The following is a 14,835-nucleotide window of genomic DNA, read 5'->3' on the forward strand; positions in this document are numbered from 1 at the left end:
TCCTCTCTATTTCGCCACTCCGGCAACTAATTTTCCATCTTTATGTTCATAAAAAGCTTGTAATTCTGCTTCATCGTGTGTTTTTCCAGTTTGTTCAAGCGTCGTGATTCTCGTCAGCATCATTTCATATTCATTTGGAATGACGAAAATAAAATTCGCTTTCTCCGCTTCCCAATTTTGTAGAATATCTTTGGCAAAATTGCTTCCGGTAAGGCTTGCGTGTTGTTCGATTAGCTGTTTTAAATTAGCTAATTCGGAAGTATTTAAAGTAGAACGGCTGTTTACGAGTTCATGATTGATTTTGGCTGTCGTCGCTTGTTTATTGTTGGTATAAAGGTAAGCAACCCCACCAGACATTCCGGCCGCAAAGTTCTCACCAATTTCACCGAGAACAACTACTGCACCGCCTGTCATATATTCACAACCATTGTCGCCGATGCCTTCTACAACAGCTGTCGCACCACTATTCCGAACAGCGAAACGTGCACCTGCTTTTCCGTGCATATAGGCATAACCACCAGTTGCACCGTAAAGCGTTACATTTCCGACAATCGCAGAATCATGCGGTTTAATAGGTGTTTTAGCATCTGGACTAACAATCAATTTGCCACCAGAAAGTCCTTTTCCGAAGTAATCATTGGCGTCGCCGTGAATTCGGAGCGTCATGCCAAGTGGCGTATAAGCACCGAAGCTTTGTCCAGCTGAACCAACAAAATCAAGTGAAATGGTATCTTCCGGTAATCCTTCTGCACCATATTTTTTGCTAATAAAGGAGCCAGCAATCGTTCCAATCGCGCGGTCAACATTTCGTACAGCGAAAGTTCCAGTTACTTTTTCACCGTTTTCTAGTGCCGGCTGAATTAATGGCACAAGTTCGCGCATATCAAGCGTTTGGTCGATTTTGTGGTCTTGTTGTTTTGTGCAATATTGGACTTGGTTTTTATAAAAATCATCACTATAAAGCATATTCGAAAAGTCGATATATTTCGCTTTCCAATGCGCTTCTTTTTTCTCGTGAGTAGTTAAAAATTCTTTATGTCCAATGATTTCTGTTAAACTTCTAAAGCCAAGTTCTGCCATCATTTCGCGCATTTCAGCAACGATAAAATGGAAGAAGTTCACGACATAATCTGCCGAACCACTGAATTTTTTCCGCAGCTCAGGATTTTGTGTCGCTACACCTACTGGACATGTATCCAAGTGACAAACACGCATCATGACGCAACCAAGTGTTACGAGTGGCGCCGTTGCAAAACCAAATTCTTCCGCGCCAAGCATAGCGGCAACTAAGACGTCTTTCCCTGTCATTAGTTTTCCATCTGTTTCGACAACGACTTTGTTTCTAAGACCGTTTAATAGTAATGTTTGGTGTGTTTCTGCCAAGCCGATTTCCCACGGCACTCCCGCGTGTCGGATACTAGTTCTTGCCGCCGCACCAGTTCCGCCTTCATAACCACTAACTAAAATAACGTCCGCGTTCCCTTTTGCTACACCCGCAGCAATCGTGCCAATACCAGTTTTCGAAACTAGTTTCACATTGATACGTGCATTTTGATTTGCATTTTTTAAATCGAAAATCAATTGAGACAAATCTTCAATCGAGTAAATATCATGATGTGGCGGTGGTGAAATCAATCCTACACCAGTTGTCGAACCACGCGTTTTCGAAATCCATGGATAGACTTTATTTCCAGGCAAGTGTCCACCTTCACCAGGTTTCGCTCCTTGAGCCATCTTGATCTGCAGTTCCTCTGCATTGACCAAGTAATGACTTGTAACACCAAAACGACCAGATGCAATTTGCTTAATAGCACTTCTACGCCAATCACCATTTTCGTCCGGAGTAAAACGGTTCGGGTTTTCGCCGCCTTCCCCACTATTACTTTTCCCGCCGATACGGTTCATTGCGATAGCAAGCGCTTCATGAGCTTCTTGACTAATCGAACCATACGACATCGCGCCTGATTTAAATCGTTTGAAAATGGCTTCGGCCGGCTCTACTTCGTCCAGTGGAATCGGTTTGCGATCACTTGTAAAAGTGAGTAATCCTCTTAAAAAGGCATTATTTTGATTTTGCATTAAATCTGAATAAAGATTATACGTTTCTCGGTCATTTTCACGGGTAGCTTGTTGCAAAGAATGAATCGCGAGCGGATTGTATACATGGTATTCTCCGTTTGAGCGCCACTGATATTCCCCGCCCGTATTAAGCGTGAAACTCTGGTAGCCAATATCATGATAAGCTTCGCGGTGACGGAGCCATGCTTCTTGCCCAATGACATCTAGTGGAATCCCGCCAATTTGTGAGGCTGTACCTGGGAAGTAATGTTTAATCACCTCATCACCAATTCCGATTGCTTCAAAAATCTGCGCCCCGCGGTAACTTTGCACCGTAGATATCCCCATTTTTGACATGATTTTTAGAATTCCATCTGTAATTGCTTCAATATAACGACTTTCCGCCTCATCAAGTGTAAATCCTTTGATTCGACCTTCTTTAATCAATCCGTCAAATGTATCGATAGCAAGACTTGGAAATACTGCGTCTGCCCCGTAGCCAATTAAAAGCGCACATTGATGGACATCTCTCGCTTCCGCTGTTTTCACAATAATACTCACTTGTGTACGCGTCCCAGCTTTGACTAAATGATGATGTAAGCCACTGACAGCTAACAGAGAAGGAATACCAATCCAGTCTGCATTCACCCCATCATCTGATAAAATGAGCAATTCTGCCCCAGCTGCGATTTTTTCATCCGCTTCTGCAAATAATGATTCCAGGCGAGCTTCCAAACCATCTCTTTCCTCTGCTTTAAATAAAATTGGTAAAGTGACAGTCGGTTGGGCAAATTTTGTTTGTTGCTCAAGTGCCGCAAATTCTTTTCGAGATAAAATTGGTGTTTTCAAGCGAATCCGGTTAGCATTTTGAGCAGTTGGATTTAGAATATTACCTTCATCACCAAGTAACGTCATCGCAGAAGTCACCGTTTCTTCGCGAATCCCATCAATCGGAGGATTGGTTACTTGCGCAAAAAGTTGTTTAAAGTAATTAAATAACACTTGTGGTCGTTGGCTTAAAACAGCAAGTGGCGCGTCATAACCCATTGCGCCCATTGGATCTTTTTTCTCTGTTACCATCGGAATCAAAATTTTATTTAATTCGTCTTGTGTGTAACCAAATGCTCGTTGTTTTTTAAAACGTTCTGATTTATCCATTGCTTCATAATGTAAATCGGCTGCTGCTAAATCGGCAATTTCTGTCATTTCCGCTTCCAACCATGCACGGTACGGTTTTTCCGTTGTTAGTTCTTCTTTTAATTCAGCATCCGTCACAATTCGTCCTTCTTCTAAATCAATTAACAACATCGTTCCCGCGCCAACCGTTTCTTTGCGAATAATTTCACTCGGATCCACTGGCACAACGCCCGTTTCCGAAGAATAAATAATCGTATGGTCTTTCGTTTCATAATAACGCGCCGGACGTAAGCCATTTCTATCCAAAATCGTCCCAATAACTCGACCATTCGTAAAAGAAATGGATGTCGGCCCATCCCACGGCTCCATTAACGTACTATGATATTCGTAAAAAGCACGTTTCGGATCCGTCATATGTGGATTTTTGTCCCATGGTTCCGGAATAAGCATCATTGCCGCATGAGGTAACGAACGGCCTGCTTGCACTAAAAATTCTAAGGCATTATCCAAAGTGGCTGAATCACTACCACTTTCGTCAATAATTGGCAGCAATTTGGCTAAATCTTCTCCAAGTAAATCAGATTCTGCTCTTTTTTCCCGAGCTTTCATCCAGTTGACATTACCACGTTGCGTATTAATTTCACCGTTATGAATTAAATATCGATAAGGATGCGCCCGCTCCCAACTAGGAAAAGTATTCGTCGAAAAACGAGAATGCACTAGCGCAAAAGCCGATACATACGCTGGATCTGCTAAATCTAAATAGTATTGATTAATTTGTTCTGGCAGCAACATTCCTTTAAAAATAACTGTTCTTGTGGATAAACTTGGAACGTAGAAAGTCTCTGTAATTTGCTTAGAAGTCGCAGCAAACTTTTCGATTTGCTTTCTAATTAAATAAAGTGCTCGTTCAAATCCAGCTTCATCTAACTTGGCATTTTTTTGAATGAATAGTTGATAAATCGCTGGTTCTGTTTTTCTTGCACCGGCACCTACCTTTGTCACATCAGTTGGTAATTTGCGCCAACCAAGGAACATTTGGCCTTCACTCGCAATCAGTTTTTCTGTTTCGTCCATTAAACATTCACGTTCTGTTTTATTTTGAGGGAAATTAAACATCCCAACAGCATAATGATATTTTTCAGGTAAATTAATACCTAGTTTGCTACATTCGCGTCGGAAGAAAGAGTCTGAAATCTCAAGTAAAATACCAGCGCCATCGCCCGTATCCCCACCAACTTCTCCACCGCGGTGCTTTAATTGACAAAGCATATGAATGCCTTGTTCGACAATTTTATGAGAAGAAATCTTTTTAATATTTGCTACGAAGCCAATTCCACAAGCATCGTGCTCATTTTCTGGATTGTATAGGCCGTGTTTTTTTGGTAAATTAGTTTGTTTCATCCTAGTTCCTCCTCTTCAAAAACCGAATCCTTCTAAGTCTTTCTGGTAATTATTTAAATTAACTGATAATTAACCAGCGATTCAGCTTACCTTACATTTCTTGTAGTATCTATTTTATTCCTTTTCATTTATCGAAACAATATATATAATAGAATAAAACAATCTCATTTCGAGAACAATCGGAGGTAAGAAATGGAACTGCGACAATTAAAGTATTTTATGGAAGTAGCCCGCGTCGAGCATATGACCAAAGCTAGTGAGAATTTACACGTAGCCCAATCTGCCGTTAGTAGACAGATAACGAAACTCGAAGAAGAACTCGGCGTGCATTTATTTGACCGTGTTGGAAGAAATATGCAACTCACCAGCGTCGGTCAAGATTTCTTAAAACAAGCAGCAATCGCCTTAAACGAGCTACAAAAAGCCGAAGCACTCGTGACCGAATATACCGATCCCGCAAAAGGAACTGTTCGCGTCGGCTTGCCAAACTCCCTGTCTACCAAGGTGTTGCCATCCGTTATTTCGACCTTTCGGGAAAAATATCCGCAAATTACCTACCAGTTTATGGAAGGCACCAATGAAGAACTTACCGAGATGCTCTTAAGCGGCGTCCTTGATATGACTTTTTTATCACCCGTCCCAGAATCTAGCGAACAAATTGAAGCCATTCGTTTTTTTGATGAAAAATTGAAGCTAATTGTCCCTAAAACCCATCCACTTGCTGAAAATTTCACCGTTTCACTAAAAGAGCTCGCTTCCGAAAAATTCGTCCTTTATCCAGAAGACTTTGATTTATATAAAATCGTAACAAAAGCTGCCAATAAAAAAGGATTCGAGCCACAAATAGCATTTCAAAGTAGAGATTTTTATACGATTCAAGGACTTGTCGGAGCAGGTCTTGGTATTAGCATTTTGCCCGAAATGATTTTAGATGGAGCGATTTTTAAGGAAACGAAAAGTATCGCTTTGCGTGATAAAGAATTGCGGCGTTCGGTCGGAATTATTACGACAAAAAAACGGAACCTATCCCCTTCCGAGAATTTGTTCCGTTCGTTTATTATTTCGTTCTTTTCGAATTAATTATTTTCAGAAAATGCTGCTGGATAATGGATAGTTCCAGCTAAGTTTTCTAAACTACCATCATATAATTCTAATAGCATAAAGTATTCAGCAGGCACATCAAATGGCGCAGGAATAGCAAACTGCTCAGAAGGAATAAAGCCAAATCGCGGATAATAATCAGCATGTCCAAGCACAGCAATGGCCGGATATGCTTTTTCGCGTGATAAACGGATTCCTTCTTCCATTAACCTCGAGCCAACTCGCGTCCCTTGATACGCAGGTAAAACAGCAAGCGGCGCAAGTGCTAAAATAAATCTGCTTCGTCCGGCTGCTTCAAGCGAAATCTCACTAAACATAATGTACCCAACAATAAGCCCATCTTCCGCTTCCGCTACAAGGGATAAAGCCGGTTGATAATAATCAGATCTCCGAATACTTTCAATTAAGTCTGCTTCTACAGTACCTTTAAAAGCTTCCTCATTCACACGACGAATGGCCTCGTAATCTTGTGGTTGTTCTTTCCGAATAATCATTTTTACTTAGTCACTCGTTTCATTGCCATACTATCTTCTAACTGTTTCATCGCATTTAATACCACATCAGCTGTCATTTCACCGGGCATCATATGGATTGTTTCATGTGGCTCCGTTGCACGTTTAGATACGGCCACAAGCGTTTCTTCTGCAAGTGTCGCAAGTCCCATATCATATAAACTCATCGGAAGACCAAGCTCAGAATAAAATGGCAACAAACGCTCGATTTCATCCCATCTATTTTCTATTACTAATTGAACTAAAATACCATAAGCTACCTTATTACCATGCAATAAGTGATGTGTTTCTGGAACCATCGTTAGCGCGTCATGAATCGAATGCGCTCCTGCACAACGTCCATAATCATCGCCAAAACCACCGACCATTCCACCAACTAAAATATTCGTCTCGATAATTTTAACAAACGCTTCATTCAATACTTGTTTGTCCATGGCAGCAAGTGCTTCTTCACTATATTGCAACAAGTTATCACGACACATTTTGGCAGCAAAATGCGCGATTTCAATTTCGACTGATTTAGTTGGTAAGGAATTAATAATCACGTCTGCTTCGTACCATTTGGCTAGCGTATCGCCAATTCCAGCAACTAGTAACTCTTTCGGTGAGTCTAAAATCATTTCCGGATCAATTAATAACAGCGCATTACTACTCGCAAACACATCGTAACGAATCATAGCGCCCTCTTCGTCGTACATCACACTAAGTGGCGTATAAGCGGCACAAGTTGATGCAAGTGTCGGTAAGATAATGACTGGTAAACGTAGAACTGCTGCTGCCGCTTTACATACGTCAGCTATTTTTCCGCCACCTACTGCGATAATCGCATCCATCTTATTTGTTTCCATGATTGCCACCAGACGATCGCGCTCCTCGTAGGTAGAACCACCATTATATACTTCAAAAGTAGATGTAACAGTTGATAAAACAGGGAATTTCTTTTTAGCGACTTCCCAAGAAGCATTTCCACGAACTACTAATACATTTTTCAAACCGCGGCGTTCTAGGTGAGTAGGTAATGTATCCCACGCGCCTACTTGGCATAAATATTCTTGTGGAGCTCCGCGAACAATCAATTCTTTATTCAACAAAAATCATCCCTTCTGTCTGGCACGGTCGGATATTCGGCTGCGACATTTATAATTCAAATTGTATAGGAACTTAAACCTACTGTCAATCGCGCTATTGCTTAGCGATTTCGTCATCACCAAACCATTTTTTACTAATTTCTTGCATTTTTCCTTCTTTGTATAATTTTTCAAAAGCTTCATTGATTTTTGTTTGCAGTTCTTTATCACTTTTGCGCATTCCTACAGCAAAATCTGTGGCATCAAAACCGCCTGTTATAATGTTGTAATCGTCTTTATTTTTTTGTTTATCAATGTAATAACGCGCGTAAACCTCATCGATGATTAAACCATCGATTCGTTTGTTATTCAAATCAATGAAAGCTGTATCAAATGTATCGTATAATTCTGGTTCGTTATTATTTATAATGTCTGTTAGCACTTCTGGTTTTTTCGCCATATCATCGATGGAGCTTGCCCCATTTTGTGCACCGAGCGTTTTATTCTTCATATCGCTAAATTGATTAATATTGCTTGATTTTAAAGTGACTAATACTTGTTCATTTTTCATGTAAGGTTGACTAAAAGCGACCTGTTTTTTCCTCGCATCCGTCACTGTGTAGCCATTCCAAATTAAATCAATCGAGCCGTTTTTTAGTTCAGATTCTTTCATCGTCCAATCAATCGGGGTGAATTTTGCTTTAATGCCATATTCTGCAAATACAGCTTTCGCCAAATCAATATCAAAGCCAACTAAGTTATCATCTTTATCTCGAAATCCCATCGGCACAAAACTATCGTCTAAACCAATCACCACTTCTTTATCTTTTTTAATTCTACTCCACTGGTCCTCTTTAGATTCACCGCTGGAACAAGCTCCCAGCGCTAACATTACCATTAACATTACAGTTATTAATAATCCTTTTTTCATGTTAGATTGCCTCCTTTTTTAGTGGTTCGACTTCCATCATTTGATCCGCAACTTTTTCGGCAAAAGTGTGATCATGTGTAACGATAATTTGCGTAATACCAACCTTTTTCAAACTTAAAATTAATACTGCAACATGATCGCGCAAGTCAGGATCTAAAGCGGATGTCGGTTCATCAAATAGCAGCACTTTGGGATTCATCGCAAGTGCTCTGGCAATCGCGACCCGTTGTTTTTGTCCGCCGGATAATTGGTACGGCATACTATTTGCTTTATCGGCTAAATCAAGTAAGCCAAGTAATCGTTCTGCTTCTTTAACGGCATCTGCTTTCTTTGTTTTCCGAGCAAGCGTCGGTGCTAAAATCAAGTTATCTAAAACACTTAAATGCGGAAATAAGTGGAATTCTTGGAAAACAACACCAATCGTATTTTCCACATCTTTTCTCGACATTGGGTCAATTTTTTCACCATCAATGAAGATTTCACCAGCATCCATTTTTTCTAGTCCGCTAATACAACGAAGTAAAGTTGTTTTCCCGCCACCAGATGGACCAACAATGGAAAGTATCTCGCCATCTTGAAGCGTAATGTTCACATTATCTAAAATTGTTTTTTGATCAAATTTTTTCGATAGGTTTTTAATTTCCAACATTTTTTTCACCTCATTTATAATAACTAAAACGTTTTTCGAGTTGTTTAAATAATACGGTTAGGATAGCAGTTAATGCTAAGTAAATTGCTGCAACTAATACAAGTGGAATCAGTGTAACATCTCTACTCATAGCAATTTTTCCGGCTCTTAGTAAATCACCAATTCCAAGGATGTAAACTAGAGATGAGTCTTTTACTAAGTTAATGACTTCATTCCCAATTGCTGGTAAGACACGTTTGACAACTTGTGGTAAGACGATTTTTCGAAGTGTCTGTCCGTAAGTTAGGCCTAAAACCTTAGCACTTTCATATTGTCCATTTTCGATGGAAAGAAAACCACCGCGGAAAATCTCTGCAAAATATGCTGCATAATTTAAAATAAAGGCAATAAACACGGCATCCATTCGGTCAAAAACAACCCCGATAATCGGTAACCCATAATAAATAAAAATTAATTGTAAAAGTAAAGGCGTGCCTCGCATAATCCAAATATAAATATTTAAAATGAATTTAAGGGGGGCTATTTTGCTAATATTTCCAACTGCCACAACCGCTCCTAATGGTATCGAACAAACTAATGTAACAACAAAAACGAGTAATGTTGTTTTCGCCCCGTCAAGTAAAGCTGGTAAAATCTCCATGATATAATCCATTATTCTTCGCTCCTTTTTTAACATAAAAAAAATCTCGTCGCACTTGGCACTAATTGGCCAAGAGGACGAGAATAATATTCACGTGGTTCCACCTCAATTTACTGATACTTCGCAGTACCAGACTCTGTTAGTTCGAGACTAACAAGCTATAACGGGCTTAACCCGAGTTCACCTACCCACTTATGCTTCAGCAAACCAACTCCGAGATGTGTTCGATCACGTTATCTTTATCCTTTCGCACCAACCAAGGACTCTCTTCAAAAGAATCACGTTCTACTTGTTCTCTTCTACGCTTTCACTTCTTCTTGCTAATACTCTACCACGATAAAGCGGTAGAGTCAACCGTTTTAATTAAACAAAAAAATGGCGTACGAAATTAAATTATTCGCACACCACTCTCTATTAATCTTTGGCAATCAGTAAATAGTCATCTTTCTGTTCAAAATAGAGCTTTACTTCTGTACCTACACCACGCTCAGATTGAATACAAATTTCATGTCCTAATTTTTTTGCCATTTGTTTGGCTAAATACAACCCCATGCCCGTTGCTTTTTTCTCTTGCCTACCAATATTACCTGTGAATCCTTGCTCGAAGACACGCGGTAAATCTTCTTCGTTAATCCCGCGACCGTTGTCTTTCATATGCAGTACTTTCTTCCCGGACGATTCTGTGTCACACCAAATTTTGACTTCGCCGCCGCTTTCAGTGTACTTGAGTGAATTAGACAAAATTTGATCCAAAATAAAACCAAGCCACTTGCTATCTGTACGCACATCTATATCGACATTTTGTAAATCCAACTTCATTTTCTTCCCTATGAAAAGTTTAGAATGACGTTTGACTGATTCGCGCACTACTACTCCAAGATTTTGCTCTTGAATAAAATAGTCTTTTGAAAATGTGTCTAGTCGCGAAAAATAAAGTGCCTGCATGACTAATTTATCAATCGTTGTTAATTCTTCATCGATTTGTTTAAAAATCGTTTCAGTATCATTTAAATCCGGATTATTAATTAACATTTTACTTGCAACAACTGGAGTTTTCACTTCATGTACCCAATATAAAATAAAATCATGATACTCTTGTTGTTTATCTTGCAACTTACTAATCGTTCGTAATTCTTCCTTATGTTTTTTTACCATTAATTGATTGAAAAATGCCTGTTCGCGAGTACGCGGTTTCGGTAGTAATTCAATGATATTTTCTTCAATCTCCCCGCTAACCAAATCTTTCATTTCGCGCCAATAACTATATTTAAAGAAATAACCCAGCACGAGATAAGCAAGTAAGAAAACTAAAACAAAGACATATAAATAAATGAAATTCCCAATCGTTAATTTACTGTTCGGATCAATGGAAATTAATACACCTACAAAAAACATAATGCTACAAAAAAACAATAAGAAAAATCGCTTATCTTTTATATAGCTCCACCAATTCATATCGTACCTCCTCGCTACTAATTAGTATACTTCATTTGGAATAATTTGAAACGTAGCAAAATCAAACAAGCCTTGATCGGTTAATTTTAATTCTGGAATAACTGGTAAAGTTAAGAATGACAATGTTAAAAATGGATCGAAACCTTTAGCGGTACTAATTTGATTATACGCACTTAACAGTCCAGCTAAATCTACTTCCACTTCCTCATAGGATTTATCACTAAGCAAACCGGCAATTGGAAGCGCTAAGTCATGAAGCACTTGACCAGTTCCATCTACTACAGCAATACCGCCCCCTGTTTTGGTGATGTGATCAATAGCCGCTTTCATTGCTTCATCACTTACGCCAACAGCCACAATATTATGGGAATCGTGAGCAACTGTTGTTGCAATAGCGCCTTCTGTTAGCCCGAATCCTTTTACGATACCAACGCCAACACAACCAGTATTATGATGCCGCTCTACAACAGCCATTTTGAGTAAATCATCTGCCACGGTGGGGATAAACTTGCCATCTTGAATAGTGACTTGCTCGATGCGTTTTTCTGTAAATAAACTATTTGGTTGCATCCCGATTACAAAACACGTTTCTTTGGCTAAAGGTAATGCTAAATCTTGTAAACAAACATGATGATTAATCGGCGGAGACACAAATGGCACTGCCGCTTGTTGTTTAAAAGTGGCTTCATTACGTACACCATTTTCAACCACCACTTCTCCGTTTTTCAAAACTTTACTAATTTCTACACTCTCTAAGTCCGTTAGAAAGACGATATCCGCTTGGTATCCGGCAGCGACTGCACCGAGGTACGGTAAATTATGACAATTAGCCGCGTTAATAGTAGCCATTTGGATAGCGGTAATTGGATCAATCCCATGTTGGATAGCAAGTTTGATGTTATAGTTTATCGAACCTTCTGTAATTAAATCATTAATAAGTTTATCATCTGTACAAAAGCAAAAGCGATGGCTATTCTTTTCAGAAACAGCTGGAATCGTTTGAAGCAAATCACGACCCAATGTTCCCTCCCGCAGCATAACAAACATTCCTGCACGTAAACGGTCTGTCGCTTCTTTAACGGTTGTACTTTCATGATCCGTCCGAATACCCACAGCTAAATAATTATTCAAATCAGCGCTTGTTAGACCGGCTCCATGCCCATCAATTCGTCCGCCTTCTTTTTTAGCATCGATAATTTTCGTGAGAATATCCGAACTACCTTTTGCTACAGAGGGAAAATCCATTACTTCTGCAAGACCAATTACTTTTTCATGTTTATAAAGTGGATGAAGCTTCTCCGCATGTAGTGTTTCGCCGTTATGTTCTCCTTCTGTTGCAGGAACAGAGGAAGGAAGCATGACAAACATGTCTAAAGGAACTCCCTTTGCATTTTCCAACATGAATTCAATCCCTTTTTCCCCAGCAACATTGGCGATTTCGTGCGGGTCAGTTATAATGGTTGTAACGCCGTTGGGTAGTAAAACACGGGCAAACTCAGCTGGTGTCACCATCGCACTTTCCACGTGAACATGGGCATCAATAAAACCAGGAGCGATAAAGGCCCCCGCCGCATCTATTATCTTTTCTGCATCCGGAAAATTACCGATACCAGCGATATAACCGTTTTTGATAGCAATATCGCCGTCCATGATTTCTCCTGAAAATACATTTATTATTCGACCATTTTTAATCACTAAATCTGCTTTTGCACGGCCATCACTTACCGCGATACGTTCTTGCAGTTGTTTTAAATTCTCCACCAAATTTCGCCTCCGTCAATTAAGCTTCAAAGAAACCTTCATCAAGCAAATAACCTTCTGCACTTTCAAGCGTTGGAAAAACAGCTTCTAAGTTCTCCCCTGTATAAATGACCCACATTTTGTTTTCATACACGAGTGAAAGTTTCTCACCGCTATTGTCTTGATAAATTTTAGTTAGTCCGTCTTTATAGCCATCCTCGTCACTATCCATGAATTCTTTTGCTTCTAAAAGTAATACACGGATTTCATTTTCAGAGTAATCTTTTACATTCACATAACCTTGCTTATCTAACGGTTCTACTTCTAAAAAAGGTGCATAGACAAAAGCATTGCCATTGGGATGAAGATGTTTAACGATAATCTTCTTATCTCTTTTACTGGCTGGATAGTGTACGTTTATGCGCCCCATAGAAATTTCATGTAGTTCAAAACCATCGATTGATTCTATTAATGCCTTTTTTTCTTCAAAGTTTAACATCGTGTCATTTTTCCCCCAAATTAATTTTCTTTTAAAATATCTGTCACTAAAGCTGGTAACCATTCTTTTAACTCTTTAAAAACAAAGCCCGCTTCTGTCGCTTTCGTATTATCTAAATAATAGGTTTTTTCAATCCCAAACGGGGAATCATCAGCGTCATCTGTCACTTCCTCAACAAGTGCTAGCTCTCCTGTTTTTGCTTCCAACATTTTGATGAAACCATTCAGCGCATAGGTGCCATTAGAAGCAGCGTTTATTGGCCCAGTCACATCAGATTCTACACCAACCCACGCTAAAAATTGCGCCGCTTCATCCGAAGTAATAAAGCCAATCTCTGCTTGCCCATTACTAATCCCAATTTCTTGATGATTTTTTATATGCTCGATATGAAAATGAAGCCGTTTGGTGTAATCGTCCAGCCCAAGAACTATTGGAAAACGAACAGCTACAACCGGAAAAGAAGCTTTTTGGAAAAACACTGCTTCTGCAAGTCGCTTCCCTTCACCGTAATCAAAATCTTCTTTATCACCAATAACGATTTCATAATGTTCCGGATTAAAATCATCTTCCACTAGAGCCCGTCCTTTTTGACTATAAACAGAAAGCGAGGAAGTATATATGTATCGTTTTACTTTGCCTTTAAATGCATCCACGGCATAAAGCGCTTCTTTTGGCGAGAAACAAATATTATCGTAAATAACGTCCCATTCTTCTTTTGCTAATTGGAATAAAGCATCTCGTGATTCGCGATTTAACACTACTCGTTTAACAGCATCACCAAAATGATCTTCTGTTTTACCTCTTGTGCCGATCGTGACATCGTGTCCTTCTGAAATAAGTCTTTCCACTAATTTCTTTCCAAAAAAACGTGTACCACCGAATACTAAAATCTTCACCTTGACTCCTCCTTCATTTACGAAAAACAGGAAGTTCGCGTTTTTTGGCGCTATCTTCCTGTTTTTTCTCATTCAATCATATATCCTTGGCCTTTTTTCGTTTTGATAAATTCGTCTAAACCAATTTCTGCTAGTTTTTTACGAATTCGTACAACGTTAACCGTCAGCGTGTTATCATCCACAAAACTTTCATCTTCCCAAAGTGCACGCATAATTTCATCACGGCTTACAATGCTACCTTTTTGTTTCATTAATTCATATAAGATCAAAAATTCATTTTTTGTTAGCTCAATTTTATCTTCTAAATGCGTAAGTGTATTCGTGTCGATGTGAAGGAAGACATTGTTATGTTCCATTACGTTCGCTTCTTCTAAATCAGCATAAGAATAGGTTCTTCTTAAAAGGGCATTAATTCTCGCCATTAAGACATCTAAATCAACCGGTTTTTCTATATAATAATCTGCACCCATATTCATCCCCATAATTTGATCCATACGTGAATTACGCGATGATAAAAAGATAATTGGTACATTCGAGACTTCGCGAATTTGATTACACCAATAAAAACCATCAAAGAAAGGAAGATTGACATCTAAAATAACTAATTGAGGTTCGAAAGCTAAAAACTCTTGTAAAATATTATTAAAATCCTCTACTACCCCAATTTCAAATCCCCATTTACTTAAATGTTTTCGGATTGTATCACGAATTACTTCATCATCTTCTACGATATATACCTTTACCAT

Annotated in this window: 12 protein-coding genes and 1 other annotated feature; of the genes, 1 reads left to right on the top strand and 11 read right to left on the bottom strand. The window is 39.1% G+C overall.

Annotated elements, in window-relative coordinates; genetic code table 11:
* Window positions 1-6 precede the first annotated feature (6 nt).
* Window positions 7-4,599: a glutamate synthase large subunit gene (gene gltB, locus AB2Q86_RS09270; RefSeq protein ID WP_012581168.1), complete on the bottom strand. Its 4,593-nt coding sequence runs from the start codon at window positions 4,597-4,599 to the stop codon at window positions 7-9.
* 192 nt (window positions 4,600-4,791) lie between these two features.
* Here gltB and AB2Q86_RS09275 point away from each other — a divergent pair, with 192 nt between their 5' ends.
* Complete coding sequence (locus tag AB2Q86_RS09275) at window positions 4,792-5,679, top strand: LysR family transcriptional regulator (protein WP_003722212.1); 888 nt, start codon at window positions 4,792-4,794, stop codon at window positions 5,677-5,679.
* Here the strand turns inward: AB2Q86_RS09275 and AB2Q86_RS09280 are convergent.
* From AB2Q86_RS09280 to virR, 10 genes are all read right to left on the bottom strand, one after another.
* Window positions 5,676-6,194, bottom strand: a complete 519-nt coding sequence (locus AB2Q86_RS09280) for a GNAT family N-acetyltransferase (protein WP_009932115.1) — start codon at window positions 6,192-6,194, stop codon at window positions 5,676-5,678. The two genes, AB2Q86_RS09275 and AB2Q86_RS09280, sit on opposite strands and share 4 nt — an antisense overlap.
* Window positions 6,195-6,196: 2 nt before the next feature.
* On the bottom strand, window positions 6,197-7,303 hold the full coding sequence (locus tag AB2Q86_RS09285) for an iron-containing alcohol dehydrogenase family protein (protein ID WP_014589087.1): 1,107 nt from the start codon (window positions 7,301-7,303) through the stop codon (window positions 6,197-6,199).
* A gap of 91 nt (window positions 7,304-7,394) precedes the next feature.
* Window positions 7,395-8,210, bottom strand: a complete 816-nt coding sequence (locus AB2Q86_RS09290) for an amino acid ABC transporter substrate-binding protein (RefSeq protein ID WP_003728238.1) — start codon at window positions 8,208-8,210, stop codon at window positions 7,395-7,397.
* Window position 8,211: 1 nt separating this feature from the next.
* Window positions 8,212-8,859, bottom strand: a complete 648-nt coding sequence (locus tag AB2Q86_RS09295) for an amino acid ABC transporter ATP-binding protein (protein ID WP_012581167.1) — start codon at window positions 8,857-8,859, stop codon at window positions 8,212-8,214.
* 10 nt (window positions 8,860-8,869) lie between these two features.
* A complete protein-coding gene (locus AB2Q86_RS09300; protein WP_003729791.1) occupies window positions 8,870-9,511 on the bottom strand; it encodes an amino acid ABC transporter permease in 642 nt (213 codons plus the stop codon).
* Between the two features lie 58 nt (window positions 9,512-9,569).
* Window positions 9,570-9,810, bottom strand: a binding site (T-box leader).
* A 103-nt stretch (window positions 9,811-9,913) separates the two neighbouring features.
* Window positions 9,914-10,954: a sensor histidine kinase gene (locus tag AB2Q86_RS09305; RefSeq protein ID WP_012581166.1), complete on the bottom strand. Its 1,041-nt coding sequence runs from the start codon at window positions 10,952-10,954 to the stop codon at window positions 9,914-9,916.
* A 21-nt stretch (window positions 10,955-10,975) separates the two neighbouring features.
* Window positions 10,976-12,718, bottom strand: a complete 1,743-nt coding sequence (ade, locus tag AB2Q86_RS09310; RefSeq protein ID WP_119721749.1) for an adenine deaminase — start codon at window positions 12,716-12,718, stop codon at window positions 10,976-10,978.
* 16 nt (window positions 12,719-12,734) lie between these two features.
* Entirely contained in the window at window positions 12,735-13,193 is a 459-nt protein-coding gene (locus tag AB2Q86_RS09315; protein ID WP_012581164.1) for a hypothetical protein, read from the bottom strand.
* A gap of 20 nt (window positions 13,194-13,213) precedes the next feature.
* Complete coding sequence (locus AB2Q86_RS09320; protein ID WP_012581163.1) at window positions 13,214-14,089, bottom strand: SDR family oxidoreductase; 876 nt, start codon at window positions 14,087-14,089, stop codon at window positions 13,214-13,216.
* A 68-nt stretch (window positions 14,090-14,157) separates the two neighbouring features.
* A complete protein-coding gene (virR, locus tag AB2Q86_RS09325; RefSeq protein ID WP_003729795.1) occupies window positions 14,158-14,835 on the bottom strand; it encodes a two-component system response regulator VirR in 678 nt (225 codons plus the stop codon).

This window comes from Listeria monocytogenes (genome assembly GCF_041765605.1).
Lineage (GTDB): Bacteria > Bacillota > Bacilli > Lactobacillales > Listeriaceae > Listeria > Listeria monocytogenes_D.